The organism is Rhizobium chutanense, assembly GCF_002531935.1.
GTDB lineage: Bacteria > Pseudomonadota > Alphaproteobacteria > Rhizobiales > Rhizobiaceae > Rhizobium > Rhizobium chutanense.
Map to the genome: position 1 here is coordinate 259,634 of NZ_NWSV01000003.1, position 25,841 is coordinate 285,474.

Annotated in this window: 28 protein-coding genes and 1 pseudogene; 17 read left to right on the plus strand and 12 right to left on the minus strand. The window is 62.0% G+C overall.

What is annotated here, in order from left to right; genetic code table 11:
* Positions 1-71 precede the first annotated feature (71 nt).
* Positions 72-1,007: a LysR family transcriptional regulator gene (locus CO666_RS06300; RefSeq protein WP_097611231.1), complete on the plus strand. Its 936-nt coding sequence runs from the start codon at positions 72-74 to the stop codon at positions 1,005-1,007.
* Positions 1,008-1,053: 46 nt separating this feature from the next.
* Here CO666_RS06300 and CO666_RS06305 read toward each other — a convergent pair whose 3' ends face one another.
* Positions 1,054-1,677: an LOG family protein gene (locus tag CO666_RS06305; RefSeq protein ID WP_085736738.1), complete on the minus strand. Its 624-nt coding sequence runs from the start codon at positions 1,675-1,677 to the stop codon at positions 1,054-1,056.
* Between the two features lie 155 nt (positions 1,678-1,832).
* On the opposite strand from CO666_RS06305, the gene CO666_RS06310 reads away from it, so the two are divergent.
* From CO666_RS06310 to CO666_RS34060, 5 genes are all read left to right on the plus strand, one after another.
* On the plus strand, positions 1,833-3,869 hold the full coding sequence (locus tag CO666_RS06310) for a LysM peptidoglycan-binding domain-containing protein (protein ID WP_097611232.1): 2,037 nt from the start codon (positions 1,833-1,835) through the stop codon (positions 3,867-3,869).
* Between the two features lie 211 nt (positions 3,870-4,080).
* Complete coding sequence (locus tag CO666_RS06315; RefSeq protein ID WP_097611233.1) at positions 4,081-5,958, plus strand: ABCB family ABC transporter ATP-binding protein/permease; 1,878 nt, start codon at positions 4,081-4,083, stop codon at positions 5,956-5,958.
* Between the two features lie 73 nt (positions 5,959-6,031).
* On the plus strand, positions 6,032-6,808 hold the full coding sequence (locus CO666_RS06320) for a phosphatidylserine decarboxylase (protein WP_280951779.1): 777 nt from the start codon (positions 6,032-6,034) through the stop codon (positions 6,806-6,808).
* A gap of 10 nt (positions 6,809-6,818) precedes the next feature.
* The gene (pssA, locus tag CO666_RS06325; RefSeq protein WP_097611235.1) at positions 6,819-7,664 is read left to right on the plus strand and encodes a CDP-diacylglycerol--serine O-phosphatidyltransferase; all 846 of its coding nucleotides are present in this window, start codon (positions 6,819-6,821) and stop codon (positions 7,662-7,664) included.
* Between the two features lie 308 nt (positions 7,665-7,972).
* Complete coding sequence (locus CO666_RS34060) at positions 7,973-8,119, plus strand: hypothetical protein (protein WP_164740546.1); 147 nt, start codon at positions 7,973-7,975, stop codon at positions 8,117-8,119.
* A 58-nt stretch (positions 8,120-8,177) separates the two neighbouring features.
* Here CO666_RS34060 and CO666_RS06330 read toward each other — a convergent pair whose 3' ends face one another.
* Both CO666_RS06330 and CO666_RS06335 read right to left on the minus strand, forming a co-directional pair.
* Positions 8,178-8,942 (minus strand): SOS response-associated peptidase, encoded by a 765-nt coding sequence (locus CO666_RS06330; protein WP_097611236.1) that lies wholly within the window; start codon positions 8,940-8,942, stop codon positions 8,178-8,180.
* Between the two features lie 117 nt (positions 8,943-9,059).
* Positions 9,060-9,380 (minus strand): YnfA family protein, encoded by a 321-nt coding sequence (locus tag CO666_RS06335; protein WP_097611237.1) that lies wholly within the window; start codon positions 9,378-9,380, stop codon positions 9,060-9,062.
* A 79-nt stretch (positions 9,381-9,459) separates the two neighbouring features.
* Between CO666_RS06335 and CO666_RS06340 the strand changes: the two genes are divergently transcribed.
* The 8 genes from CO666_RS06340 (at position 9,460) to CO666_RS06375 (ending at position 14,548) form a co-directional block, all read left to right on the plus strand.
* Positions 9,460-9,876 carry an NUDIX hydrolase gene (locus CO666_RS06340; protein ID WP_097611238.1) on the plus strand — a complete coding sequence of 139 codons (417 nt, stop codon included), beginning with the start codon at positions 9,460-9,462 and terminating at the stop codon, positions 9,874-9,876.
* A 34-nt stretch (positions 9,877-9,910) separates the two neighbouring features.
* Entirely contained in the window at positions 9,911-10,372 is a 462-nt protein-coding gene (locus CO666_RS06345; protein WP_179869629.1) for a TIGR02301 family protein, read from the plus strand.
* A gap of 103 nt (positions 10,373-10,475) precedes the next feature.
* The gene (locus tag CO666_RS06350; protein ID WP_003574226.1) at positions 10,476-10,733 is read left to right on the plus strand and encodes a hypothetical protein; all 258 of its coding nucleotides are present in this window, start codon (positions 10,476-10,478) and stop codon (positions 10,731-10,733) included.
* An 18-nt stretch (positions 10,734-10,751) separates the two neighbouring features.
* Positions 10,752-11,510: a hypothetical protein gene (locus CO666_RS06355; protein ID WP_097611239.1), complete on the plus strand. Its 759-nt coding sequence runs from the start codon at positions 10,752-10,754 to the stop codon at positions 11,508-11,510.
* A 97-nt stretch (positions 11,511-11,607) separates the two neighbouring features.
* Entirely contained in the window at positions 11,608-12,462 is an 855-nt protein-coding gene (ygfZ, locus tag CO666_RS06360; RefSeq protein ID WP_097611412.1) for a CAF17-like 4Fe-4S cluster assembly/insertion protein YgfZ, read from the plus strand.
* On the plus strand, positions 12,459-13,067 hold the full coding sequence (locus tag CO666_RS06365) for an HD domain-containing protein (protein WP_097611240.1): 609 nt from the start codon (positions 12,459-12,461) through the stop codon (positions 13,065-13,067). The genes ygfZ and CO666_RS06365 overlap by 4 nt, the downstream gene beginning before the upstream one ends.
* Positions 13,064-13,594 carry a tyrosine phosphatase family protein gene (locus tag CO666_RS06370; RefSeq protein WP_097611241.1) on the plus strand — a complete coding sequence of 177 codons (531 nt, stop codon included), beginning with the start codon at positions 13,064-13,066 and terminating at the stop codon, positions 13,592-13,594. Before CO666_RS06365 ends, CO666_RS06370 begins: the two co-directional genes overlap by 4 nt.
* Before the next feature lie 57 nt (positions 13,595-13,651).
* Complete coding sequence (locus CO666_RS06375) at positions 13,652-14,548, plus strand: mechanosensitive ion channel family protein (protein WP_097611242.1); 897 nt, start codon at positions 13,652-13,654, stop codon at positions 14,546-14,548.
* Between the two features lie 50 nt (positions 14,549-14,598).
* On the opposite strand, the gene CO666_RS06380 is transcribed toward CO666_RS06375, so the two are convergent.
* Together CO666_RS06380 and CO666_RS06385 are read right to left on the minus strand one after the other, a co-directional pair.
* Positions 14,599-15,114 carry a superoxide dismutase family protein gene (locus tag CO666_RS06380; protein WP_097611243.1) on the minus strand — a complete coding sequence of 172 codons (516 nt, stop codon included), beginning with the start codon at positions 15,112-15,114 and terminating at the stop codon, positions 14,599-14,601.
* A 126-nt stretch (positions 15,115-15,240) separates the two neighbouring features.
* Entirely contained in the window at positions 15,241-15,582 is a 342-nt protein-coding gene (locus CO666_RS06385; protein ID WP_097611244.1) for a hypothetical protein, read from the minus strand.
* Between the two features lie 439 nt (positions 15,583-16,021).
* Here CO666_RS06385 and CO666_RS06390 point away from each other — a divergent pair.
* The 3 genes and pseudogenes from CO666_RS06390 to CO666_RS06400 all read left to right on the plus strand — a co-directional run bounded on the left by CO666_RS06390 (position 16,022) and on the right by CO666_RS06400 (position 19,577).
* A pseudogene (locus tag CO666_RS06390) lies at positions 16,022-17,925 on the plus strand (putative bifunctional diguanylate cyclase/phosphodiesterase).
* A gap of 126 nt (positions 17,926-18,051) precedes the next feature.
* On the plus strand, positions 18,052-18,696 hold the full coding sequence (locus CO666_RS06395; protein WP_097611245.1) for an HD domain-containing protein: 645 nt from the start codon (positions 18,052-18,054) through the stop codon (positions 18,694-18,696).
* 23 nt (positions 18,697-18,719) lie between these two features.
* The gene (locus CO666_RS06400) at positions 18,720-19,577 is read left to right on the plus strand and encodes an MOSC domain-containing protein (protein ID WP_097611246.1); all 858 of its coding nucleotides are present in this window, start codon (positions 18,720-18,722) and stop codon (positions 19,575-19,577) included.
* A gap of 119 nt (positions 19,578-19,696) precedes the next feature.
* Here CO666_RS06400 and CO666_RS06405 read toward each other — a convergent pair whose 3' ends face one another.
* From CO666_RS06405 to lepB, 7 genes are all read right to left on the minus strand, one after another.
* Entirely contained in the window at positions 19,697-20,692 is a 996-nt protein-coding gene (locus CO666_RS06405) for an aldo/keto reductase (RefSeq protein WP_097611247.1), read from the minus strand.
* Between the two features lie 111 nt (positions 20,693-20,803).
* Complete coding sequence (gene recO / locus CO666_RS06410) at positions 20,804-21,574, minus strand: DNA repair protein RecO (RefSeq protein ID WP_097611248.1); 771 nt, start codon at positions 21,572-21,574, stop codon at positions 20,804-20,806.
* 130 nt (positions 21,575-21,704) lie between these two features.
* The gene (locus tag CO666_RS06415) at positions 21,705-22,190 is read right to left on the minus strand and encodes a response regulator (protein WP_097611249.1); all 486 of its coding nucleotides are present in this window, start codon (positions 22,188-22,190) and stop codon (positions 21,705-21,707) included.
* A gap of 197 nt (positions 22,191-22,387) precedes the next feature.
* Positions 22,388-23,140, minus strand: a complete 753-nt coding sequence (locus tag CO666_RS06420; protein WP_097611250.1) for a Crp/Fnr family transcriptional regulator — start codon at positions 23,138-23,140, stop codon at positions 22,388-22,390.
* A 149-nt stretch (positions 23,141-23,289) separates the two neighbouring features.
* Positions 23,290-24,231: a GTPase Era gene (gene era, locus CO666_RS06425; protein ID WP_097611251.1), complete on the minus strand. Its 942-nt coding sequence runs from the start codon at positions 24,229-24,231 to the stop codon at positions 23,290-23,292.
* 7 nt (positions 24,232-24,238) lie between these two features.
* Complete coding sequence (rnc, locus tag CO666_RS06430) at positions 24,239-24,958, minus strand: ribonuclease III (RefSeq protein ID WP_003578269.1); 720 nt, start codon at positions 24,956-24,958, stop codon at positions 24,239-24,241.
* Complete coding sequence (gene lepB / locus CO666_RS06435) at positions 24,955-25,698, minus strand: signal peptidase I (protein ID WP_085736722.1); 744 nt, start codon at positions 25,696-25,698, stop codon at positions 24,955-24,957. Before lepB ends, rnc begins: the two co-directional genes overlap by 4 nt.
* Positions 25,699-25,841 lie beyond the last annotated feature (143 nt).

Below are 25,841 nucleotides of genomic sequence, written 5' to 3' on the forward strand. Positions count from 1 at the left end.
TGAACTGGGATCGGGACAGCGCTGTCTGATGGCTATGGACAATAGGGAGAATTTGTGAAACGATCAAATCGATGAATGAAATTGTCTCCATTGATCATTTCAATTTGTGGTCTTTCGACCTGAACCTGCTTGTCGCATTCGATGCGCTCATGAAGGAGCGGAGCGTGACGAAGGCTGCTGTTCGTCTGAAAATTCAGCAGCCTGCCATGAGCCACAATCTCGGAACGCTTCGGACATTGCTTCAGGACGAGCTGTTCGTGCGTGTCGGCCAGGTCATGCAGCCGACCCATCGTGCACTGCGTTTCGCCGAGGCCGTCGAGCAGATCCTCAGTCGTACGCAGCAGGCGATCGTAACACCCGGAACCTTCGAGCCCGGCGAGGCCGAACAGATATTCCGCATCGGCTTTTCCAGCGAGCTCGAAGTGTTGCTCGTGCCGCGTCTCGCCGCAATGTTGAACAAAACGGCGCCCGGCATCAGGGTACTCGCCCGCGCGGTCGATCCAGAGACGGTCCACAAGCTTCTGGACGACAACGTCATCGATCTCGGCGTCGGCTGCTACGATGACGGCAACAACAGACATCGGCGGAGCCTGCTGTTCGAGCAATCGCTGATGTGTTGCTACAATCCGAAGCTTCTCGGCCTACCCGATACATTGGACCGAGACAGCTATATCGGGCTGAAGCATGCACTGGTTTCACAGAAAGATGCCATCGAAGGCTGCATTGATGATGCATTGAAGCAGATCAACGTGCGGCTCGACGTGTCGGTAGCAGCCCCAGAATTCCTGACCGTGCTGACCGCTGTCCTGGAAGCACCCTTGATCGCGACCCTGCCGACCAGAATCGTCAAGCGGTATGCCGGCCTGTTCGGCTTGGCGGTCGCCGACGTTCCGCTCGATCTAACAGTAAGCCCGATATCGATGGTCTGGTCGGCGGCAAGTGACAATGATCCCGCCAGCCGATGGATGCGATCTCAGGTGACGCAGCTTGTCTCGGCATACAGCTGAATTTGCCTGCAGAAGAGCTTCACTGCTCCGGCGCCGCCCGCGCCGCCTACATCTTCGAAATCACCTCATCCTCGCCGTCACGATCGGCGGCGAGCTGGGCTGCCTGGGCCATGATCGCCGGAATGATACCGGAAATCTCGTCGACGACGAGCGGCTGCACCCGGTGGGCGGTGTGCAGGAAGCCTTCGTCGGTCATATGACGCATCAGTTCCATCATCGGATCCCAGAAACCGTTGATGTTGGCAAAGACCATCGGCTTTTCATGGCGGCCGAGCTGTGCCCAGGTCATGATCTCGACGATCTCTTCCAGCGTGCCGATGCCGCCGGGCAGCGCGACGAAAGCGTCGGAACGCTCGAACATCGTATGTTTGCGCGCGTGCATGTCAGGGGTTACAATAAGTTCGTTGAGCTGACCGAGCGAGTGGCGAGTCGCTTCCATATCGATCAGGAATTCGGGAATGATGCCTGTCACCTGACCGCCGCCTGAAAGCACCCCGCTTGCAACCGCGCCCATGATGCCTTTGGTGCCCCCGCCATAGACGAGGCGCAGGCCGTATTCGGCGATCTCTCTTCCGAGAGCACGCCCGGCCGCCATGTGGGAGGGATCGCGTCCCGGCCTGGAGCCGCAGTAAACGCAGATGGATCGAATCGATACAGATTGCTCGGTCATAGGGGGCAAACAACTATTCCATTTCAATGCAGTCAAGAAAATTGACTGAAAAGCAGCGTGCCTAGCTTGCCTAATTGCTTTGAATGCTTGTGAAAAGCAACGGGAATCGCTAGCAATTTCGGTTACTACGGCAAATTGCCGCCTGGGGAGACATAATGATGAAGAACCGTGCCGGCTTGCTGGCCCTTGCAGTCCTCGTAATCGCAATCCTACTGATGGTGTTTTTCGTCATGCCGCGCATCGGCGGCGATGCAGCCAAGGTCGGCGACGCCATCAACCAGGCGAGCACGGAGCTCAAGAACACGGTTAACGAAGCGGCAAAGACATCGCGCTCGACCGTCGCCGACGCGGCTGCGGTCACCGACAAGGTGGGTCGCCTGTCGGCCGATGCCGGCGTGTCCCTCAGTGAGCTCAAGGCGCTGTTTGCTGACGGCAAGGGCCCGGCCGACGATGTCTTCGCCGCCGCCAAGACCAAGGCTGTCAACGCGCTGACCGCCCTTGCCGATTTCGCAATCCCCGAGGGGCTCGATCCCGCGACCCAGGCCATTGCGACCAAGGCCAGGGAAGGCGGCGCGAAGGCGCTCGCCATTATCCAGTCGCTGCCGGAGAACATTGCCGATGCGCTTGCCGCCATCGCCAAGGCCGAGGCTGCGCTGACCGGCGCGCCGGAGCCCGCCCCTGCTGCAAACAACGCCGCGGCGACCGCCGGCCCGAAGCTTCCGGCCTTCGACGTCTTGCGCGTCGAACCCGACGGCTCGACGGTGATTGCCGGCTCCGCCGAACCGAACGGCAAGCTCGAAGTGCTTGACGGCGAGAAGGTGGTGACGACCGCCGATGTCGGTGCGAGCGGCGATTTCGCTGCCGTTCTCGACGATCCGCTTTCGGCCGGCGACCACCAGCTCGTGCTCAAGTTCACCGGCCAGGACGGCAAGAGCACGCTTTCCGAGGAGGTCGCGACCATTTCCGTGCCGAAGGACGGCAACGGCGCCAATCTGCTCGCCATGGTCTCCAAACCCGGCGCGGCGAGCCGCATCATCACCGCGCCGAAGGCCGGAACCGAAGTTGCCGATGCCTCCAATCCGATGGCGGCGCCTGCCGACAAGCCGGCAACGGGCGAGACCGCAGCTGCACCCGCCGCAACCGGCGAGCTGGCGCTGCAGACGCCGAACGTCAGCGACGCCCCCTCCGACAATGCTGCGACGACACCGGCCATTCCCGGCACCGCCGCACCCGACAACACGAATGCGCCAGATGTGATGGTCAACGCGGTCGAGATCGAAGGCGACAAGATCTTCATTGCCGGCACGACGCGTTCCAATGCCAAGGTCATCGGTTATGCCGACGATAGTCTCGTCGGCCAGGACACGGCCGGCTCCGACGGCCATTTCGTTATCGACGGCGTGGTGGCGCTTTCGGTCGGCGACCACAAGATCCGCGTCGATGTCGTCGATCCCGCCGGCAAGGTGATCGTGCGCGCAGCGGTGAATTTCAATCGCCCGGCCGGCGATCAGGTCAGGGTCGCCGCGCAAGCAGGTCCCGCCGACGCGGATGGCGCTTCCACGATGGTGCCCCTCGACGAGGGCGAGCTCGGCAAGCGCAAGGCCGAAGCCGGCAAGGCCTTCGGCCTGCTGAAGGGGCTGTTTGCCGACGGCAAGCTGCCCGGCGCCGAACAGCTTGCGGCGGCCCGCTCGGCAACGGAATTCGCGCTGCGCTCCGTCGCCGACTTCCGCCCGGCCGCCGATGCGCCCGACGCCTTCAAGCAAACGTCCGGCTCCGCCTCGCAGGTCGCCGGCAATGCGCTGAAGCTGCTGCAGAGCCTGCCCGGGGATGCGAAGTCCGTCGGCGCGGCACTCGACAAGCTCGGCAGCCTGATCGCCGAGCTGACCGCGGCACCCCAGCCGACTGCACCCGCTGCAAACGAGGTCGGGAGCAATCAGCCGAAGACGATCGAGCAGGCGCCGCTGACGGCCAACAATGCGGCGGTCATCATTCGCCGCGGCGACACGCTGTGGCAGATCTCGCGCCGCACCTATGGCCTCGGCGTTCGTTACACGACGATCTACATCGCCAACGAGGACAAGATCACCGATCCCGATCGTATCCGTCCCGGCCAGATCTTCGGCCTGCCGAAGGATGCGTTGCCGAATGCCGAAGAGCTGCACCGCAAGCGGCTCTCCAAGCAGCACCTCTAACATCAAACCGAGGCGATCGAGCCGGGCGGGATAACCGCCCGGCCTGGTTTTTCCCGAACCCCGCACTTGTTGTATTCGTCCGGCCGGCACCCTATCTGGCGATGGCGGCTCAGGATCGCGGGAAACGCTTTCAGGCACGTCCCACGGCCCGCGTTTGCCGGGCATCGAAGCGCCGCGACCGCGGCAAGTCCCATCCGGACTGGAGACAGGCATGGCAAACAGCAAGACAGTCTCGGATTCCAATCTGCTGCAGACGCTTCTCAACCTCTGGCCCTATATGTGGCCGGCCGGCCGCACCGATCTGAAGATGCGCGTCGTCTGGGCCTCGGTCTTCCTGCTGATCTCCAAGTTCGTGCTGCTGCTCGTCCCCTATTTCTTCAAGTGGTCGACCGATGCTTTGAACGGCAGGATGGATCTTGCCGGCACCGTGCCGCCGCTGCTTGCCGGCGCCATCGCGCTTGTCATCGCCTATAACGTCACCCGGCTGATCCAGCTCGGCCTCAACCAGCTGCGCGATGCGCTGTTTGCCAGCGTCGGACAGCATGCGGTGCGCCAGCTCGCCTACAGGACCTTCGTGCACATGCACGAGCTGTCGCTGCGTTTCCATCTGGAGCGCAAGACCGGCGGCCTCTCGCGCATCATCGAGCGCGGCACCAAGGGCATCGAAACGATCGTGCGTTTCACCATCCTCAATTCGGTGCCGACCGTCATCGAATTCCTGCTGACGGCGGCGATCTTCTGGTGGGGTTACGGCTTCTCCTATCTCGCCGTCACCGCCTTTACGGTCTGGGCCTATATCTGGTTTACGATCCGCGCTTCCGACTGGCGCATCGCCATCCGCCGATCGATGAACGACAGCGACACCGACGCCAACACCAAGGCGATCGACTCGCTGCTCAATTTCGAGACCGTCAAATATTTCGGCAACGAAGAGATGGAGGCGAAACGCTTCGACAAGTCGATGGAGCGCTACGAGAAGGCGGCGACCGATGTCTGGACCTCGCTCGGCTGGCTGAACTTCGGCCAGGGCGTCATCTTCGGCATCGGCACGACGATCATGCTGGTGCTGTCGGCGCTCGCCGTGCAGCGCGGCGAGCAGACGGTCGGCGATTTCGTTTTCGTCAATTCGATGCTGCTGCAGCTTTCCGCGCCGCTCAACTTCATCGGCTTCGTCTATCGCGAAATCCGCCAAGGCCTGACCGACATCGAGCAGATGTTCGATCTCCTGGAGGTCAAGGCCGAGGTCAAGGACGCGCCTGACGCGACCGAGCTTCGGATCGGCCAGGGCGCGATCGCCTTCAAGGACGTGCAGTTCGCCTACGATCCGGCCCGTCCGATCCTGAAGGGCATTTCCTTCGAGGTGCCGGCCGGCAAGACGGTTGCCGTCGTCGGCCCGTCCGGCGCCGGCAAATCGACGCTGTCGCGCCTGCTCTATCGCTTCTACGATATCCAGAGCGGCACGATCACCGTCGACGGCCAGGATATCCGCGGTGTGACACAAAAGAGCCTGCGCTCTCATATCGGCATGGTCCCGCAGGATACCGTGCTCTTCAACGACACGGTCGCCTACAACATTCGCTACGGCCGCACGTCGGCCAGCGACGGCGAGGTCTTTGCAGCGGCCGAGGTGGCGCAGATCGCGCATTTCATCGAGGCGCTGCCCGAGGGGTTCGAGACCAAGGTCGGCGAACGCGGGCTGAAGCTTTCGGGCGGCGAGAAGCAGCGGGTGGCGATCGCCCGCACCATCCTGAAGGCGCCGCCGATCCTGATCCTCGACGAGGCGACGTCGGCGCTCGACACAACGACGGAACGGGAAATCCAGACCGCGCTCGACATGGTGTCGAAAAACCGCACGACGCTGGTCATTGCCCATCGGCTGTCGACCGTCATCGGCGCCGACGAGATCATCGTCCTGAAAAGCGGCGAGATCGCCGAACGCGGGACGCATGCCGCCCTCATCGAACGGAGCGGCCTCTATGCCTCGATGTGGAACCGCCAGCGCGAGGCGACACAAGCGGAGGAGCATCTGAAGCAGGTGCGCGAAAGCGACGATCTCGGCGTGATCACGCGGCTTGCTCCGGCGAGCTGAACCAGGAAAAAGCTGAACACGGAGAACGGCGCCGGCGGGCTTTTGTTGTTCAGAAACCCCGGCGTCGGAACCTGTGCCGGGGCCACAGCATTGCCCCGGAGACGGTTTTTCGCTAACCAGCAAAAAACGACAACGCAAGGAGACCGGCAGCATGAGCCTGTTCAACACGGTTCGCAACACGATCGTCCCCGTGCATAAGGAGGGTTATCCCTTCGTTGCCGCCTTCTTCGTCGCGTCGCTGATCCTGGGCTGGATCTTCAAGCCGCTCTTCTGGATCGGCATGATCTTCACGCTGTGGTGCGCCTATTTCTTCCGTGATCCCGAACGCGTGACCCCGCAGGACGACGATCTGGTGATCTCGCCTGCCGACGGCAAGGTGTCGGCGATCCAGATGGTGACGCCGCCGGCCGAGCTCAACCTCGGCTCCGAGCCGATGCTGCGCATCTCGGTCTTCATGAACGTCTTCAATTGCCATGTGAACCGGGCGCCGATGCGCGGGCGCATCGTCAGCATCAACTACCGCTCCGGCAGCTTCGTCAACGCCGAACTCGACAAGGCGAGCGAGGACAATGAACGCAATGGGCTTGTCATCGAAACCCGCCACGGCCAGATCGGCGTCGTGCAGATCGCCGGCCTCGTGGCGCGGCGCATCCTCTGCTGGGCAAACCCCAACGAGCCGGTCGATGCCGGCGAGCGCTTCGGGCTGATCCGTTTCGGCTCGCGGCTCGACGTATTCCTGCCGGCCGGTGCGGCACCGCGTGTCTCGCTCGGCCAGACGGCGGTTGCCGGAGAAACCGTGATCGCCGAATTCGCCTCCGCCAAGGGTCCGATCATCAGCCGCCGCAGCTAGGAACGTCGATATGGAAACGCCCTTTCCACCCTTCGAGCCCAATGGACCTGATGATTCCGCCCGCGGCCCGCGGCTGCGGGAAATCCCGCTCCGTCTCGTCTTTCCGAACCTCATCACTATTCTGGCGATCTGCGCCGGTCTGACCGGCATCCGGCTGGCTTTCGAGAACCGCTACGAACTCGCCGTCTCGATGGTGCTGCTCGCCGCCTTCCTCGACGGCATTGACGGGCGCGTGGCACGGCTGATGAAGGCGACCTCGAAGTTCGGGGCGCAGATGGATTCGCTTGCCGATATCGTCAATTTCGGCGTCGCGCCCGCCCTTGTCGTCTATGTCTTCGCGCTCGACCAGGCCCGCTCGCTCGGCTGGATCGCCGCCCTGATCTATGCGATCGCTGCCGGGCTTCGCCTTGCCCGCTTCAACGTCATGGCCGAACGCGAGAACAAGGCGAGCTGGCAATCGGAATATTTCGTCGGCGTGCCGGCGCCGGCCGGCGCCATGCTGGTGCTGCTGCCGGTCTATCTCGGCTTCCTCGGGCTGGTGACGGATCGCACCTTTGCCTATCTCTCGTCGATCTACACCGTTGCCATCGCCTTCCTGCTGATCAGCCGGCTGCCGGTCTGGTCCGGCAAATCGGAAGGCAACCGCCTGCGGCGCGATCTCGTGCTGCCGATGATGCTCGGCGTCGTGTTGTATGTGGCTCTGTTAATGAGCTACACGTGGGAGGTGATGGTTTTCACCGTTGCCGCCTACCTCGTTTCGCTTCCCTTCGGCGCGCGGAGATGGCGGCGCAAATACGGGACGCTGACGATCGAGGAACCCGGCGTCGGCGACGACGACATCGGCCGCCACATCTGATCTGCGAGCATTTCCCGATTTTTCCGAACGACGGAAAGCTCCTCGCCTTTCATTGCGACGGGTCCCCGGGAAAGTCCATGCTTAGCCGGGGAAGCTGTTTCGCGCGCTTTCCCCAGAAAAACCGCCTTCGCACTTTTCTCGGAACCGCTCCCTTCAGTAAGTATTAACCAACGTAGGCTTCAGTTAAGCCTCGCGATTTATGGTGCGCGTTTACAAATCCTGATAAGCTGCGTCCCCATTTTGTCGCTATTCGTGATGAAACTTCAAAAAACAAAATACCCAGGGAAGATCCAGGTAAGGAGCGTATCGTGACTTCGAAGAAGAGCAGTGCCGGTGAACAGCAGACAGCCAAGCCTGACCTCGCCGCCAACTATCGCCCGGTCGGCCTGAAGGCCGTTGTCGCAGCATCGCTGATGGCGAAGAACAAGCCGGGCAGCATCAAGAAATCCGCTTGAAGTGCTGTGCTTCCACCCGGAAGGATAGGGCGCCGAGTGAAAATGGCGGATACCGTTTTCAGAAGAAGCTGAGCTGGCCGTCATCAGGCCTTTGCTTCTCGGGCGCCTTCAGCGGCTTTTGGACGACGACAGGCTCCTGCAGGTCAGGCCCCATATTGGCGACTTTATTGACCCGATCGGAGACCGGGATGGCCTCGAAAAAATCGTCCTGAACCGGCCGCATCAGGTCGACCACCTCGCGCGGCTCCTGTGTCTTGCAATCGAGCCAGCGCGAAAAATCCTCGGGCTTGATGACCACGGGCATGCGATCGTGGATTGCCGATATGCCTGCATTGGCCGATGTCGTCAGGATCGCGCCGGTATCGACTTCGGAGCCATCGGCCGAGGACCATATCTCCATCAGCCCGGCAAAGGCGACGACCCCGCCCCGGCGCGGCCTGATCCAATAGGCCTGCGGCCGCTCGCCGCTTTCCTTGGATGGGCGATGCCATTCGTAGAAGCCGGAGGCTGGAATGAGCACCCGGCGGTGGCGCATGGCCGCACGGAAAGAAGCCTTGCCGATCGCGGTTTCGGAGCGGGCATTGATCAGCAGCGGGAAGTCCTGGGGATTCTTGACCCAGCCGGGCGTCAGGCCCCAGCGCACGAGCACGGCGCGCCGGTCGGGCAAATTGCTGCCCTGCTCCCTGCCCTCGCCCGATATGACGACGAGGATCGGCTGCGTCGGCGCGATATTGTAGCGCGCCGGAAAATCGTCGAGATCGAGACCGGAGAAGAAATCGCGCAGGTCGGCGCTCGATATTGTCAGGGCGAAACGTCCACACATCGGCCTGTCTTTGCACCCGGCTCGTGCCCGGTCAAGGCGCCCAGCGCATCGGCCTGAAAGCGGAACGATTTTCGGAAAGCGCGATGCGACGATTGCTGCCCGCTTTGCGCGACATGCTCAGCCTCTCGGCCCAAAGAGAATGAGGCTCGCGCCGGCAAGGCAGATCAGCGCTCCGCCGATATCATAGCGATCGGGCACTCGGGCTTCGATCAGCCAGAGCCAGGCCAGAGAAGCCGCGATGTAGATGCCGCCGTAGGCTGCGAAGGTGCGGCCGGCGGCTTCGCTCGGCACCAGCGTCAAAAGCCAGGCGAAAAGCGCCAGCGAGACCATGCCCGGCGCCAGCCACCAGAGGGGCTTTTCGAGCTTCAACCATGCCCAGAAGGCGAAGCAGCCTGATATCTCGAAGACAGCGGCAAAGGCGTAGATGATGTAGGTCACGGAAGCACCTTTCGAGCCCTTCGCATTTCTTCCGCGATATTCATCGGATAGGATGAGCCGTCACAGCAAGAGCAGCTCCATGATCTCCACCGCTAAAGCCGCCTCCTCCGCCATTCTTGAGCGCGATGGACGATTCCTCCTGGTGTTACGGCGCAATCCGCCCTCCGCCGACATGTATGCCTTTCCCGGCGGGCGCAGCGAACCGGGCGAGACGCCGGAGCAAACGGCGCTGCGGGAATTCCGTGAAGAAACCGGTATCTCGGTGCGCAATCCGCGGCTGTTTTCGACCTATGATCTGAAGACGCATGCGGCCGACGGCAGCGTCAGCAGCCATTTCTTCCTATCGGTCTTTCGGGTCGAGGCTGACAGTGACGTGGTGGCGGAAGCCGCCGACGATGCGGCGGCGCTGGGCTGGTACACGGTGGACGAAATCCGGCTTCTGCCGGTGCCGCAGAGCGTGCTCGAATGCGCGGAGCGCCTTTCGCGCGGCGAATAGAAGTGGAAATTTGCGAGAGCGCCTTGTTGCCGTCATGCTCAGCGTATCAACTATCGGCATGATTCCCGTTCGACGCGTTTTTCTGCCCCTGCCTATGCTGGCCCTGCTTGCGCTCGCCGGCCCCACCATGGCGCAGGGGGGCAAGAATACGCCGCCTCCGCAGGAGGAGATTGCGCCGCCGCCGGCCGTGATCGTGCCCTATGACGACAAGCTGGCGCGGCTCGCCGAGGTGTTGGGTTCGGTGCATTATCTCAGAACGCTCTGCAAGGCGGCAGGCGGCGACGAGTGGCGAAACGGCATGCAGCAGTTGCTCGATTCGGAGACCGGCGGCGAGCAGCAGCGCAGAGAAAAGCTCACGGCGGCCTTCAATCGAGGCTACCGCGCCTTCGCCTCCGTCTATACGGATTGCACCCCGGCCGCCATCGTGGCAGAAGAGCGCTACCGTAACGAAGGTGCAACACTCGCCACAGAAATTACCTCGCGTTTTGGAAATTGACGTTTAATTAACCTGTTTTCGCATGCGGACGTGTCGTTTTGGGAAAAGGCTGTTAGTGTTGTTAACAGTGCGGTAAGACATGAGAAGTTCTGAGGAAAAGACAATGGAAGCAAGCCTCAACGAGATCGACGATATGATCGTCCACGAAAAGATGCAGGCGGCTCTGGAATACCAGAACGAGGCTTGGGCCGACGGTATGGCCGACGGAATCGAGACTGAGATCATCGCTGATGCTGCTATTGCGCATGCGCTGAGAGAGACGATCAGATTGCACGGGGAAAGCAGCGCCGAAGCCCTGCTTGATTCGCTGCGTGAGCGCATGCTTGCCGGCGAATTTTCCGCGAACCGCACCCTGCAATAATCGATATCAGAGAGTTTGATGCGCACCGGTAAAGAGAAAGTTTCGCGAATTCCGCTCGCGCCGGTGCTGCTTGCATTCAGCCTCGCCGCCGGCACTATCTCCCTCGCACCGGCAGCCTACGCGCTTTCCGAACTGCACAAGATCCCCGGCCAGGCGGCCAATGACGCCCCGGCTGCGCCGGGAAGCGCTCAGGGACAGAGCCAGCCGCAGGGCGGAACCACTCCCGGCGTTCCCATGGCCGATCCGCTGGTCAAAAGCCAGAACAATCAGGGTGTCGACAAGACGCCGAGCGCTCAGGATACATCCAAGCCCGTCGAGGTGATCTACGACATCAGCAAGGTGCCAGAGCCGGTTCGCAAGATGCGCGAGCAGATCGTCGAGGCGGCCGCCTCCGGCGATCTCGAACGGCTGCGGCCGCTGATGGGCACCGGCACCGAGCAGACGCAGGTGACCGTGGGCGAGCCGACCGACGATCCGATCGGCACGCTGAAGGATCTTTCCGGCGATCCCGACGGAGACGAAATCCTCGCCATCATGCTCGACATCATCTCGACCGGCTTCGTGCATGTCGGCCAGGGCACGCCTGATGAAATGTATGTCTGGCCCTATTTTGCCGAGAAGGATCTGAAGTCGCTGACGCCGCCGGAGCGCGTCGAGCTGCTGCGCATCGTCACCGCAGGCGATCTTTCCGATATGCAGGAATTCGGCGGATATAATTTCTACCGCCTCGGCATCAAGCCTGACGGCAAATGGAAATTCTTCACCGCCGGCGATTGACGCGCTTCTGCCTGCGCCCTTGGCGTCTCGCATGGCGCTTGCGATCGACCTCACGAAGACATACCTCTGAGCGATGACCAACGCGACAGGTTCCGCCATGCCAGCCGTATTCCTCAAAAACCGCTCCTTGCTCTCTGTCAGCGGCGCGGAAGCCCGATCCTTCCTGCAGAACCTGATCACCACCGATATCGCCGCGCTTGGGCCTGACGAAGCCCGCCCCGGGGCGCTGCTGACGCCGCAGGGCAAGATCCTGTTCGATTTCATGATTTGGCAGGAGGGCGACGGCTATGCGATCGAAACGGATACAGACCAGCGCGACGGCCTGCTGAAGCGGCTGACGATGTACAAGCTGCGCGCCGCCGCAACACTGGCGCCGCGGGCCGAGCAAGGCGTCACCGTTTCCTGGGGCGAGAATGCCGACGAGATCGAGAATGGCCAGGGCGCCCGGGACAGTCGCTTCGCCAAGGCAGGCGTCACGCTCACTCGCCGGGCGGGAAAACACGGCGATGGCGCGCAAGCGCTCTACGACGCGCTGCGGATCCGCCTCGGCATCGTCACGTCGGGATCGGACTTCGCCCTGCAGGACGCCTTCCCACATGACGTGCTGATGGATTTCAACGGCGGCCTTTCCTTCCGGAAAGGCTGCTATGTCGGCCAGGAAGTCGTGTCGCGCATGCAGCACCGCGGCACGGCGCGCCGGCGCGTCGTGACCGTTTCCGCCAACACAGCCTTGCCGGGGACCGGAACGGAGATCACCGCCGCCGGTAAGCCTGTGGGCACACTCGGTTCGGTCGAAGGCGACCACGGACTTGCGATCGTGCGCATCGACCGTGCCGGCGCCGCGATGGCCGCGGGCACGCCGCTGCTCGCCGGCGAAATACCCGTTTCCCTCGTCCTGCCGGAATGGTCCGGCCTTGCATTTCCCACCAGTGCCGACGAGGCCAGCGCGTGACAGCGGCGAAAGCTCCGCGTGCCTGGCAACGCATGCTCTCCGGGCGCAGGCTCGACCTGCTCGACCCCTCGCCGCTCGACGTCGAACTCGCCGACATCGCCCATGGGCTGGCGCGCGTCGCCCGATGGAACGGCCAGACGTCGGGCGATCATGCTTTTTCGGTGGCGCAGCACAGTCTCGTCGTCGAGGATATTTTCCGCCGCTTCAACGATGCCCGGCCGCAGGAGTGTCTGATGGCCCTGCTGCATGATGCGCCCGAATATGTGATCGGCGATATGATCTCGCCGTTCAAATCCGTGGTCGGCGGCGGCTACAAGACGGTGGAAACGCGGCTGGAGGCCGCCGTGCACCTGCGCTTCGGCCTGCCGCCGCATCCCTCGCGCGACCTCAAGGAGCGAATCAAGAAGGCCGATACGATCGCCGCCTATTTCGAGGCGACCGTGCTCGCCGGCTTCACGGCCGCCGAGGCACAGAAATTCTTCGGCCAGCCGCGCGGCATCAGCAGGGAAATGCTGATGATGGAACCGCTGCCGGCGGTCGAAGCGCAGCGGCTGTTCTGCGAGCGCTTCGCGGCAATCGAAGCCGAGCGGGAGATGGTGTCGTGAGCTTCATCGTCGTCTCGCCGCTGTCGCGCATCGCGGAGATGGCCGTGCGCCATAAGGCGCGTGACATGATCAGCCTGATCGCCAAGGAACAGGCTTTTCACCGACCGGGCGTGATCGCGGCCGATCGTCATCTGACGCTTTGCATGAACGATATCATTTTCAAGGGTACCGGCGGTCTCGTGGCGCCCGACGAGACGCATGTCCGCGGGCTTATCGACTTTGCCGCATCGTGGCGGCAGGAGACGCCGCTGCTCATCCATTGCTGGATGGGCGTGTCGCGATCGCCGGCGGCAGCCCTGATCGCAGCCCTTTCGCTTGCACCGGAGCAGAGCGAGGAAGGCCTTGCCCGCCGGCTGCGGACCGCCTCGCCTTTCGCCACTCCGAATGCCCGGCTGATCGAGATCGGCGACACCTTGCTGAACCGCGGCGGCCGACTGGTTGCGGCGGTTCGGGCAATCGGACGCGGTGCGGATGCCGACGGTAACGCGCCCTTCGTGCTTGATATCCGGGACAGCGCCTGCGGTTGACGCTGCCGCCAGCCGCTCCATCTAGGCCCCGATCAAGCACAACGACAGGGCCAGATCATGCAACAACAGGCAGCCGATGTCCTTCTCGCCACGCAAACGGCGCTCAGCCAAGCAAGCGCGCTGGCGGTGCAATATTCCTTCTCCGTCCTCGGGGCGGTGATCCTGCTCGTTCTCGGCTGGGCGCTTGCCGGTTTTGCCAGCCGCTGGGCCTATGAAGGCCTGTCGCGCGTCCATGGCATCGACGAGACGCTGGCGCGGTTCTTCACCAATGTGCTGCGCTACGCGCTGCTCATCCTCGTGTTCATCACCGTGCTCGGCCAATTCGGCGTTCAGACCGCTTCGATCATCGCAGCGCTCGGCGCGGCGGGCCTCGCGATCGGACTGGCACTGCAGGGAACGCTGCAGAATATCGCCGCCGGCATCATGCTCTTGATCCTCAGGCCATTCCGCGTCGGCGAATATATCGAGACCAGCAGCGTCGCCGGCACGGTGCGTGAAATCGGATTGTTTGCAACCGAACTCAGGACTACCGACGGGCTTTATCGGCTGGCGCCGAATTCGACGCTCTGGAATACGCCGATTACCAACTTCAGCCGCGAGGCCACCCGACAGAACGAACTGAAGATCAAGGTCGCCGATGAGGATGACCTCGATCAGGCGATGGAAAGGTTGATGGGCCTGGCCAAAGCCGATTCGCGGGTGCTGACGTCACCGGCCCCAAGCGTCTTCATCGACAGCCTCGATGACAACGCGATCGTCGTGACGCTGCGCTACTGGGCAAAGACCGGTGACTGGTGGGTGGTCAGCCGTGACATGGTCAAGCGGGTAAAACTCGCCTTCGACGAGAAGGCGACCGACAAACCGGCCGTGGTAGCGGATGTATCGGACGCGGCGCCGGCAAACACGTCCAATGGCCGGGTGACGGCCAAAAGGCCGGCGCCGACGCGGCAATAAGACATGATAATTTTATGCCCAATCGATTCTGAGGAACTTATGCCAGCCGGTTATTGGATGACGCCGCAGGACAGCCTTTCCCCGGCATCACCCGAAGGCTGGCTGCGGTAATCATCCGAATTGGCGTGCACCATCAATGCGCGGCCGCGGATACCGTCGGTCTTGCCGTCGAGCGTGACCATGCCGTCGAAGACCTGCGCCCGAAGCATCCCGTCCTGTCCGACATATTGATTGGGCAGATCGCCGGCATGCGGTCCCTTCGCGGCAAGGATGCCATGCTCGGCCTTCCCGGGGTTGAAGTGACCGCCGGCCGATTCGTGGTGGGTTGCGGCATCGCAGCGGCCGGTCTCGTGAACATGGAAGGCCACCCATTTATTCACAGGCAGTCCGGATATCTCGACTTCGATCAGCACGCCGCCATTGGCGGCAGCCGTCAGTTGCGCGCGGCCGTCTTCCTTGCCGTCCTTGCCGACGAAATTGGCGATCGCCGTCTGCTTGTCCTGAGCGCCCGCCGGCAATGCAACGGCAAGCAGGCTCAGGGCGGCGATGGTGCACATGGCTTTCATGGAGATCTCCTTCCGTCCGGTTGTCCTTCTGAACGTGTCAGCCCGGAAGGTGTTCCTGATCGAGGAAGATCAGACGACAAAAGCCGGCCAAACGGCCGGCTGCAGATCGTCCGATTCGGGAGTGGATCAGGCGACGGCGTTAAAGTCGAACTGGCCGTAAGTGTTGCGGTACAGCACGTCCGACTGATCACCTGAGGTCGGCGCAGTCTGCTGCAAAGGATAGGGAACGGCAATATTGCTTGCCGTGCCGCTGTCACGCGTGTCCATCATCAGCGCAATCAGGCTGCCGGAAAATCTCGGCTGAGTCTCATTGGTCCTGTCGTCTTCCAGGAGTTCCTTGATGATGCCGGGCTTCTCATCGGCGGCGCGTTCGCCGCGGCTGAGTACGCCGTCGCCATTGGAATCAAGCCTCGAAAGCGTCCCCAGATAAGCATATGAAGTATCGGAAACGGATGTGGTGCTGGTCATACAAACCTCCATTCACCGCCTTTTGCCGGTGGTGTTTGTACGCAATACGAAGATGGAAAATCACTGCTGACTCGCTGGTTAAACTGATTTGCGCAGTGCGTCAATAAGTTGTTAACTTCTTATTAACGATGATTGACAACGGTTAACGGAATGCGAGGAGGCAGGCCTTCCGCTTGCGCCCAATGAAGGGGACCCCGCGGTATTTCAGCGATTTTTCACATATAAAACAGAAGTCTAACGAAGCGTCCGTCGCTGCTGCACTGCAACCGAATATTAATCCGACCCATCCAGAATGGGTGTCACGGGACACCACCCAGGCGTTCAGTTTATAAAAAATCAATTCAACGTTCATTTTGGAAAGGCTTTGCGACGCCATGAGGTACGTCCATCAGCAGGAGACCACCAACGCCGCCGCAGCCGTCTCGCAAGAAGCATCTCCATGAAAGCTGAAGCGCTCTTCTGGCAGCAATGCAGCCAGGCCGTCACGGCCGATGGATCGGTCGATGCGCAGCGTCTGATGGAGCTTGTGATCGCGACCTATCGCGTCCATGAAAGTGACTATGACGAAATCGAGAGAAGCGCGGAAACGCTGCTTCAGGAAAACCATGCGCTGAGAGGCAATATATCCGCCCTCAGCCAGGCGTTCGACGGACAGCAGAGACTCTTCGAAATCATCCTCAACAATCTGCCGCTCGGTCTCAGCGTCTTCGACGCCGAGCAGCGGCTGACGCTTTCCAACATTCGCTTCGCTCAACTCTTCGGCCTCAGGCAGGACGATATCACTCCAGGCGCGACCATCGCCGATCTCATCGCCAAAATGCGCGGTGCGGAGGGCGCCAGCGCCAAGCCCGGCCGGCGAATCGGCCGACATTCCCCCGCGATCGCAACAAGCGGCAGTATCCGTCGGCGCGAGTGGCTGATGGACGACGGCCGCACCATCCAGAGCATGGTCACCATCCTTGCCGATGGCAGCAGCATCGCCATGCATGCCGATATTACCGAGGATCGAAAGGCGGCCGAGCGTATCACCTATCTCGCCCACCACGACCCGTTGACCGGCCTTCCGAACCGCATCCATTTCCGCGAGCAGGTCGATGCGGCGCTCATCGAGCGCAAGCCGGACGGACAGATCGCCCTCGTTCACCTCAATCTCGACCGGTTCAAATCGATCAACAATACGATGGGCGTGTCGGTCGGCGACAAGATTCTGCAGCAGGTCGCCGAACGCATCCGAGCCTCGGCCGGTTCAAAGAACGTCCTGGCGCGCCTCGGCTCGGATGAATTCGCCATCCTGCAGACAGCCAGACAGCAGCCGTCGAACGTGACCGCCCTAGCCGAGCAGATCCGCGACGAGCTTTCCGAGCCATTTTTCCACGGCGAGAAACAAGTGGAGCTCAGCGTCTCCATGGGGATCGCAATCGCCCCTGGTGATGGCGAGGAAACCGATATCTTGCTGAAACATGCCGGCGTGGCGCTGTCGCATGCCAAGGCGGACGGGCGCAAACGCGAGCGTTTCTTCGACAGTGAGATGGAAGCGCAAATGCAACTGCGCCATGCGCTCGAGGCAGATCTCAGAGCCGCCGTTGAGACCGACGAATTCGAGCTGCATTACCAGCCGCTCTATGACCTCTCGCAACGGCGCATCTGCGGCTTCGAGGCTCTCATCCGCTGGAATCACCCGGTCCGCGGCCGCGTCCCTCCGATGGATTTCATTCCGCTCGCCGAAGAAGTCGGCCTCATCGTCGATATCGGCCGCTGGGTTTTGCACCGAGCCTGCAGCGATGCGGCGCAATGGCCGGAAGACATCAAGGTCGCCGTCAACGTTTCCGCAATCCAATTCAGCGGCAGCGACCTGACCAAGGACGTCGGCGAAGCGCTTGCCGCCGCTTCTTTGTCGCCGTCGCGGCTCGAACTCGAAATCACCGAGAGCGTGCTGATGGAGAATCTCGAGGAGGTGCTGCCGATCCTACATGCGCTGAAGGAGCGCGGCATCCGCATTTCGATGGACGATTTTGGCACCGGCTATTCCTCGCTGAGCTATCTCTCCAGCTTTCCCTTCGACAAGATCAAGATCGACAAATCCTTCGTCAGCGACATCGCTGGCAACAAGGAAGCGCATGCGCTCATGCATGCGATCATCCTGCTCGGCGATGCACTCGGCATGCGCGTCACCGTCGAAGGCGTCGAGACGGCCGCGCAGCTGACGCTGCTCGAATGCGAGGAATGCGACGAGATCCAGGGCTACCATATCAGTCCACCGAGACCGGCGCGCGACGTGCCCCACCTTCTCTCCCTGCCACCAAGAACGGCGGCGTGATACGTCGCCCTGACACCAGGCGCTGAGATCCGCGCGATTGCGACTCGCACGGCAAGCCGCTAGAAAATCGGCGGCGATTGCGGCTGCCTTTCACATGCTTGGCGGTGTTGGCTTGCAGTCGATGCTTTATCTTCCTCATGACAGGTGGCGCGATGTTCGAGGCTGAAGCCTTCTCCCCTCACGAAACGCTGGCGGCGGCCCTGATTGCGCATGCGGCCGATGGCGACGACGGCTCGCATGATCTTGCCCATATCCTGCGCGTCTTCCGCAACGCTATGCGAATCCATGCTGAAGAAGGCGGCGACGGGCGGGTTCTTGCCGCTTCCGTGCTGCTGCACGACTGCGTCGCCGTCGAGAAGAATTCGCCGCTGCGGGCAAAAGCATCGGCCTTAGCGGCGGAAAAAGCATCGGCGATCCTGGCAGACATCGGCTGGAGCGGCGCGGATATCGAGGCTGCGACACATGCGATCACCGCGCATAGTTTCTCAGCCGGGGTGACGCCGCAGACGCTGGAGGCAAAGATCCTGCAGGACGCCGACCGACTGGACGCGATCGGCATGGTCGGCGCCGCCCGCTGTTTCTATATCGCCGGACGGCTGGGATCGGGGCTTTACGATCCGTTCGACCCGGCAGCGGAACACCGCCCACTCGACGACAAGCGTTATGCCATTGACCATTTCCAGACGAAGCTATTCAAGCTGGCGGAAGGGTTCCAGACCGAGACCGGCCGCAAGCTGGCGGCCGCGCGTGACAAAAGCCTCCGCGATTTCCTCTCGGCCTTCATGGATGAAATCTAGCAGACGAGATCCAGGAGAACGGCATGCGTATCAGCGACCTCTTCATCTACCCGCTCAAGAGTGCCCGCGGCATTGCGCTGCCGGCCGCAGAGATCGATGCCCACGGACTGGCCGGCGACCGGCGAGCGATGATCACCGATCCCGAGGGCCACTTCATCACCCAGCGCGAATTGCCGGATCTCGCGCGCATCACGCTGCGGCCGGAACCCGGCGCCTTTCGGCTGCTGATGGAGGGAAGGCCCGAACTATCGGTGCCGCCGCCTCGGCCCGAAACCCGCATGGATGTGACCGTGTGGAAATCGACCGTCAGCGCCGCCGTCGCCGATCCCGACAGCAACCGCCGGCTTTCCGAATGGCTTGGCCGCGAGGTGCGGCTCGTCTTCTTCGACGGGCAGGCGCGGCGGACGGCGAATGCTGAATGGGCCGGCGAAGGCACCCCGGTTACCTTCACCGACGGCTACCAGATCCTGGTGACGACGACCGGTTCGCTGAAGGCGCTGAATGCCGATCTCGCCGCCCACGGCGAAGGCAGCGTCGGCATGGAACGCTTCCGTCCGAATATTGTCATCGATATCGACGAGGCCTGGCCTGAGGACCGCTGGGCAGCGATCGAAATATCAGGCATCCGCTTCGATCTTGTCAAACCCTGCTCGCGCTGCATCATGACGACGCAGGACCAGTTGACCGGCTCACGTGAGGTGCCCAACCCGATGCCGGCCATGGGCCGCATCCGCATGTCGGCCGACCGCCGCGTGCCCGGCCCGCTGTTCGGCTGGAATGTGACGCCGCGCGGCAGCGGCAGGATCACGATGGGCGACACCGTTCGAATCGTCGAAGAAAGGCCCGAAGGCTGGGCGTTGAAGGTTCGCGCACGGGCATAGTAGGTGGAATTGGAAGCGGCGCTTTCTTCCTCAAACGCTGCAACATCCTCCCTCATTCCTGTCCTCGGACTTGATCCGAGGACAGGAATGAGGGAGCGTGGGGAGAATTTCGCCGTCTCTCACGCATGCCCGAGTGCGGCGTCGATCTCCGCCATGACGTCGGCCGGTAGCGGTCCCTTTTCCAGCGCGCCGGCATTTTCCTCCACCTGGGCGACGGTGCGGAAACCCGGAATGGGCAGGGTGCGCGGCGACCTTGCCCAGAGCCAGGCAAGCGCCCCCTGTGTCAGTGTGCGGCCGCCCGATGTCAGGAGGTCGCGGACGGCATCGAGTCTTGCGGCGAATTCCGGGGCCATGCGCCCCTCCTTGAAATAGACCATCCAATCGAGGGCCGCGCCGCGTACATCCTTGGCACCCACTGCCTTTTCGGCGGTGAACTTGCCGGTCAGGAGCCCCATGGCCAGCGGACCGCGATTGATGGAGATCAGCCCTTTCCCTTCGATCACCGCCATCATCTCCGGCACGGGTTCGAAGACGTTCATCGTATGCTGCACGGAGACATAACCCTGGCGGCCGGCATGGCGGGCGGCACGATCGGGAAAATCGGTGCTCCAGCCGAACGTATCGATCTTGCCTTCGGCGCGTAGCGCTTCCAGCGTATCGAAGACGGCATCCGACTGTTCCAGCGGGAAGTCATTGATGTGGAACTGCAGGAGATCAAGGCGGTCGCGCTTGAGACGACGCAGCGAGGTCTCGACCGAGCGGCGGATGAAGGCCTCATCGGCGAAGGCACCGGTCGCCTGCTTGGTCTGCGGATCGGTGGCAAAGCCGAACTTGGTGGCGACGACGATATCGTCGCGATTGCCGATCGCCCGGCCGAGCACCTCCTCCGAATGGCCGGCGCCATAGTTCGAGGCCGTATCGAAGAAGCGGATGCCGAGTTCGATGGCGCGGTCGATCGCTTCGACCGATTCATCGTCGTCGACCTCACCCCAGCCGAGCGGCGTGTCGCCGGCGAAGAAGGGGCCGCCGATCGCCCAGCATCCCATGCCGAGACGCGGAATTTCACGGCCGTTCCAGAGCGTGATCGTCGTTGGTGATGCGGTTTTGGTCAGCATGAGATCCTCCTCGATTGGCGTCTCCAACACATAGGAAGGGCTGCCATGCGGGTAAACCGCCAAATCCGGAGGATGTTTTGCACCGGTAAAAAATGCCGGAAAGACAGGAGGTCAGGCAGAAATACCATCCGGAGCGGAAAGCGTCCGCAAGGCTGGATTGAGCGCTTTCAGTGCCGCCTGAACAAAGCCGTCGCGGGCTGCCACGGCTTCGATGCCGCGCGGTTCATAGACGTGGCGATGCAGAAAGAATCCCGTCAGACGGAATGCTGCTGCGAGACTATCGAAATCGGCCGCATGATTGCCTTCGGCGCTGAGGAAGGGCGGCAGCAGCAGCATCTTGTCCGCCCAGGGGGCGCCGGCGCTGCGGCTGACGGCGCGGCCGGATTTCGGCGAGACATAGGCGAGATCGGAACGGGCGCCGGTCGCGGCGCATTCGGCAAGATCGAGGCCGAAGCCGAGATCGTTCAGCACCGCAAGTTCGAAACGCACGAAAAGCTCGCCGGCATCGGCCGGATTGTGCAGGTGATCGAGGATCACTTCAAGCGCATCGAAGAGGTGCGGATGCGGATCACGCTCCGGCAGCAGCCGCAGCAGCGCGCCCATCGCCTGGACACCGTAGACGGCGGTCGCCGTTTCCATCAGGCGGGCGGCGCGCAGCGTCACCGGCTCGACGCGGAATTCACCGAGATGCTCGTCCAATCTGGCACGCCAGAGAACCTCGACGGCATTGCCCGCCTGCAGGACCGGCTGCATGGCGCGCGAACGGCCGGAACGCACCAGGCCGAGATGGCGGCCGCGATCACGCGTCATCACCTCGGCGATGACACTCGTCTCGCCGTGGCGCTTGACGCCCAGGATGATCGCATGGTCCTGCCATTGCATCGAAAGAAGTCCTCACGGCTGACGAATCCATCCTACCGCATAATGCGACGCGTTACAGCGTCCTTGCACGTCTGATAAGACGCGCGGCAATCCAAGGTCCGGCTGCTGTCATCGCCCCGCTTTCGCCATGTCAGGCGACAGCCGGGAAAAGCCGCAGCAGGAAGTCGCGCATCGCCGTTTCGTCGAAAGGCTTCACCAGAAGCGGAATATGCTGCAAGTCGAGCGGGAAATCGCCCGTATCGGAATAACCGCTGACGAAGCCGAAGGGAATGCCGATATCGAGAAGATGACGAGCAAATCCGAAGCTCATGCCCTCGCCGAGATTGACGTCGAGAAGGGCGAAATCATATGTCTCGGCAGCGATGGCGGCCCTTGCCTGTTCCACACTGCCGACGATATCGATGCTCTCGACGCCGGTCAGGCGCAGCATATCCTCCGCCTCCATCGCGATGATCAGACTGTCTTCGAGAACCAGAACACGGATTGCGCTCATGATTCCCTGCCCTTCGTCGGGCGCCTGTCGCAGCGCCCCGGCCGTTTCCCCAACATCATTGCCCTCCGGTGCCCCGCATGGCACGCTATCGGTGAATTCCGCCACCATTGTCGAATAAAACATTTTTCTGCCCGGTCGATAAGAATCACATCGGAGGAAAGATGACGGCCAACCTTATTTTCCCTGCTGCTAATGCGCATTTAAAAAAGACATACGCAAGCGGGTTGGCTCCTGCATGACGCGCGGAACCGGGAATGCTGCGAAATTCTTGCGTGATGTCGCTGCCCCGCGACCGCGGCACACTTCCGGGCGACGGGCCGTCAGATGAAGGGACGTTTGCTCTCTCCGAGCCCTTCCCAGCCTGATATAGCCATCAATTCCTCGCCGTTCAGCACCTCGCAGCCGCGCTCCTGCCAGCGGATCAGCCCACGTTCACCAAGCTTTTTCAAGGTCTTGTTGGTGTGAACGATGGAAAGGCCAAGCGTATCGGCAATGTGCTGCTGGGTGATCGGGATGAATGTCCGGCCGTTGAAGAGATTAAGCTTCCGGCCACGCTCGAACAGGAAAGCGATCAGGTAGGCCGCTCTTTCCAGCGCCGTGCGGCGGCCGATGGAGAGCAGATGCTCATCCAGAATGCGCTCCTCGCGCGCCGCAATCCAGGTGATGTCGAAGGCGAGCGAGGGGTGTTTGTTGTAGAGCGTCATCAGCCTGTCGCGCTCGAAGACACAGAGGGAAACCGGCGACAGCGCTTCGACCGAATGCTGCATCTCGCCGGCGATCGTTCCCTGCAGGCCGATCAGGTCGCCCGGCATGATGTAATTCAGAATCTGGCGGCGGCCATCCTCCAGCATCTTGTAGCGGAAGCCCCAGCCGGCGAGCACGGTGAAGAGATGAGCGCTGTGTGCGCCCTCGACGAGGATGGTGGAGCCGGCATCGACGGCAAGCTCGCCCCGCTTGAAACGGGAGACGAATTCCAGCTCGTCGCGACTGAATTCCCTGAAATGCGGCAGCGGCCGCAACGGACATTGCTCGCAAGGGGTCTTGAAAGAGTGGATGCGTCTCGACGTTGCCATACCTGCCCCCACGGCCGCGCAAACCGGCGACCGCCCTCGGCGCACCGTCGAGCAAGGAATGCTCCAGCCATGGATTCGTTCCGCAACGAGGTGGATTTTTTCCAAGGAAACAAGGGGCTGGCACCCGCCCGGTGAAATCCTTGCCGCGGCTATTTCGGGAAATCGAGGCCCATTTCGCGGAACCGCTCGGGATCATCGCCCCAATTCTCGCGAACCTTGACGAACAGGAAGAGATGCACAGGCTGTTCGAGGATTTCCGACAATTCCTTGCGCGACGCCGTCGAGATCGCCTTGATGGTTTCACCGCCCTTGCCGAGGGCGATCTTCTTCTGGCTGTCGCGCTCGAGATAGATCACCTGCTCGATACGCACCGAGCCGTCCTTGCGTTCTTCCCACTTCTCCGTTTCGACATGCGAGGCGTAAGGAAGCTCCTGATGCAGGCGCAGAAACAGCTTCTCGCGGGTGATTTCGGCAGCGAGCTGGCGCATCGGCAGATCGGAGATCTGATCTTCCGGATAGTACCACGGCCCCTCCGGCAGCGTCTTCGCCAGATAGTCCATGACATCGTCGCAGCCGGAGCCGTTTTCGGCCGAGATCATGAAGGTGCGTTCGAAGGCGATCTTCTCGTTGGCGCTCGCGGCCAGCGCCAGCAGATCCTCGCGGTTGACGCGGTCGATCTTGTTGAGCAGCAGGATCTTCGGCTGCTTGACCTCCTTGAGGCCTTCGAGGATGGCTTCGGCATCGCCGCGCAGGCCGCGCTCACTGTCGATCAAGAGCACGATCAGATCGGCATCCTTGGCGCCGCCCCAGGCCGAGGTCACCATGGCGCGGTCGAGCCGGCGGCGCGGCTTGAAGATACCCGGCGTATCCATGAAAACGATCTGGGCGTTGTCGTGGATAGCGATGCCGCGGACGATGGCGCGCGTCGTCTGCACCTTATGGCTGACGATCGACACCTTGGCGCCGACAAGGCGGTTGACCAGCGTCGACTTGCCGGCGTTGGTCGGTCCGATCAGCGCGACAAAGCCCGAATGCGTCGGACCACTGGTTTCTACGGCAGCGTCGGCCGCGATATCTTCTTCTTGTGTCATTGTCCCGTCAGTTTCCGGCAGGCGATTGCTGCCAAATGCCTTCGCGCTCGAGCATCTTGGTCGCCGCAACCTGTTCGGCGGCACGCTTGGACCGCTCTACGCCGGTTTCCGGCTTTATGCCAGCAACTTCCACCGTCACCTTGAAGCGCGGATCATGATCCGGTCCGCTGCGTTCATCAACCCGGTAGTTGGGCGTGACGCCGAATTTTGCATGCGACCATTCCTGCAGCTCGGTCTTGGCGTCGCGCTTGGCGCCATCGGCCCTGACCGCCCTGCCCTGCCAGTAGCGCAGGATGAAGCGGCGGGCAACTTCAAGGCCGCCGTCGAGGTAGATTGCGGCGATCAGGCTTTCGACGACGTCGGCGCGCACGTTCATCATGCGCTTGCCGGTCAATTTCTTCACGTCGGCGCCGGTGCGGATATAGAGGTGAAGATTGAGTTCGTCGGCGACCGCAGCGCAGGTTTCAGCGCTGACGAGCTGGTTGAGGCGCACCGAGAGCTCGCCTTCTCCCGCCGTGCCGAAGGTACGAAACAACAGTTCGGCGATGCAGAGCCCGAGGACCCTGTCGCCGAGGAATTCCAGCCGTTCGTAATTGCCGCCCTTTTCCGTGCGGGCGCTGGCATGGGTCAGCGCCCGGTCGAGGCGTTCCTTTTCGGCGAAGTCGTGACCGATCAGGCCTTCGAGCTTTGCGCGGTCCGCCGCAGAAAGCGTCTGCGCCTTACTCATTCAACAACCTTGAAGAGACGGTCCCAACGCATATTCGTCGGCCACTTCCAGATTTCGCGGAAGGAGGTGTCGTTGCCGAGCGAGAAGAAGATCACGCTGGCGCGGCCGACAAGATTTTCGGCCGGCACGAAGCCGACGTCGAAGCGGCTGTCGAGCGAGTTGTCGCGGTTGTCGCCCATCATGAAATAATGGCCTTCAGGCACGATGAATTCACGGGTGTTGTCACCACGCGACACGGGAGACTGGTCGAGTGTGTCGTAGGTCTTGCCGTTGTCGAGCGTTTCGCGGAAGACCGGCACATCGGCGCCCGGATCGAGCTTGTAATCCGAGGTAAACGTACCATCCGCCACCTTCGGCACCGGCTTTCCGTTGACGTAGAGCACGCCGTCGGTCACCTGGACATGGTCACCCGGCAGACCGATGCAGCGCTTGATGTAGTCGACCTCGGGGTTTGGCGGGAAGCGGAAGACGACGATGTCGCCACGCTTCGGGTCGGCGCCGAACAGGCGGCCGCTGAAGATGTCGGGCGAGAAGGGCAGCGAATATTTCGAATAGCCGTAAGCGAACTTGTTGACGAAGATGTAGTCGCCGACGAGCAGCGTCGGCATCATCGAACCGGACGGAATCGTAAAGGGCTGGAACAGCACCGTTCGGATCACCATCGCCAAAATCAGCGCCTGGATGATGACTTTGATATTTTCCCAGAGGGCATTCGGCTTGGCTTGGACTTTTTCGGACACGCAGTCTTATTCCTTCAAGACGCCGCGACGGCGCAATTTTTCTGTCGTTCTCTCTAGCGGCTTCGACCGGTTGCGGCAATGGCGACAACGCCAAAAGCGACGAGAGGTCGCGTTGAAACGCTTCCGAGGGCGCGACATCGCCT

Coding starts and splice junctions, on each gene's coding strand:
- CO666_RS06300 (WP_097611231.1), top strand. CDS start 72: ATGAATGAAATTGTCTCCATTGATCATTTCAATTTGTGGTCTTTCGAC.
- CO666_RS06305 (WP_085736738.1), bottom strand. CDS start 1,677: ATGACCGAGCAATCTGTATCGATTCGATCCATCTGCGTTTACTGCGGC.
- CO666_RS06310 (WP_097611232.1), top strand. CDS start 1,833: ATGATGAAGAACCGTGCCGGCTTGCTGGCCCTTGCAGTCCTCGTAATC.
- CO666_RS06315 (WP_097611233.1), top strand. CDS start 4,081: ATGGCAAACAGCAAGACAGTCTCGGATTCCAATCTGCTGCAGACGCTT.
- pssA (WP_097611235.1), top strand. CDS start 6,819: ATGGAAACGCCCTTTCCACCCTTCGAGCCCAATGGACCTGATGATTCC.
- CO666_RS06330 (WP_097611236.1), bottom strand. CDS start 8,942: ATGTGTGGACGTTTCGCCCTGACAATATCGAGCGCCGACCTGCGCGAT.
- CO666_RS06340 (WP_097611238.1), top strand. CDS start 9,460: ATGATCTCCACCGCTAAAGCCGCCTCCTCCGCCATTCTTGAGCGCGAT.
- CO666_RS06345 (WP_179869629.1), top strand. CDS start 9,911: ATGCTCAGCGTATCAACTATCGGCATGATTCCCGTTCGACGCGTTTTT.
- CO666_RS06350 (WP_003574226.1), top strand. CDS start 10,476: ATGGAAGCAAGCCTCAACGAGATCGACGATATGATCGTCCACGAAAAG.
- CO666_RS06355 (WP_097611239.1), top strand. CDS start 10,752: ATGCGCACCGGTAAAGAGAAAGTTTCGCGAATTCCGCTCGCGCCGGTG.
- ygfZ (WP_097611412.1), top strand. CDS start 11,608: ATGCCAGCCGTATTCCTCAAAAACCGCTCCTTGCTCTCTGTCAGCGGC.
- CO666_RS06375 (WP_097611242.1), top strand. CDS start 13,652: ATGCAACAACAGGCAGCCGATGTCCTTCTCGCCACGCAAACGGCGCTC.
- CO666_RS06380 (WP_097611243.1), bottom strand. CDS start 15,114: ATGAAAGCCATGTGCACCATCGCCGCCCTGAGCCTGCTTGCCGTTGCA.
- CO666_RS06385 (WP_097611244.1), bottom strand. CDS start 15,582: ATGACCAGCACCACATCCGTTTCCGATACTTCATATGCTTATCTGGGG.
- CO666_RS06395 (WP_097611245.1), top strand. CDS start 18,052: ATGTTCGAGGCTGAAGCCTTCTCCCCTCACGAAACGCTGGCGGCGGCC.
- CO666_RS06400 (WP_097611246.1), top strand. CDS start 18,720: ATGCGTATCAGCGACCTCTTCATCTACCCGCTCAAGAGTGCCCGCGGC.
- CO666_RS06405 (WP_097611247.1), bottom strand. CDS start 20,692: ATGCTGACCAAAACCGCATCACCAACGACGATCACGCTCTGGAACGGC.
- recO (WP_097611248.1), bottom strand. CDS start 21,574: ATGCAATGGCAGGACCATGCGATCATCCTGGGCGTCAAGCGCCACGGC.
- CO666_RS06415 (WP_097611249.1), bottom strand. CDS start 22,190: ATGTTTTATTCGACAATGGTGGCGGAATTCACCGATAGCGTGCCATGC.
- CO666_RS06420 (WP_097611250.1), bottom strand. CDS start 23,140: ATGGCAACGTCGAGACGCATCCACTCTTTCAAGACCCCTTGCGAGCAA.
- era (WP_097611251.1), bottom strand. CDS start 24,231: ATGACACAAGAAGAAGATATCGCGGCCGACGCTGCCGTAGAAACCAGT.
- rnc (WP_003578269.1), bottom strand. CDS start 24,958: ATGAGTAAGGCGCAGACGCTTTCTGCGGCGGACCGCGCAAAGCTCGAA.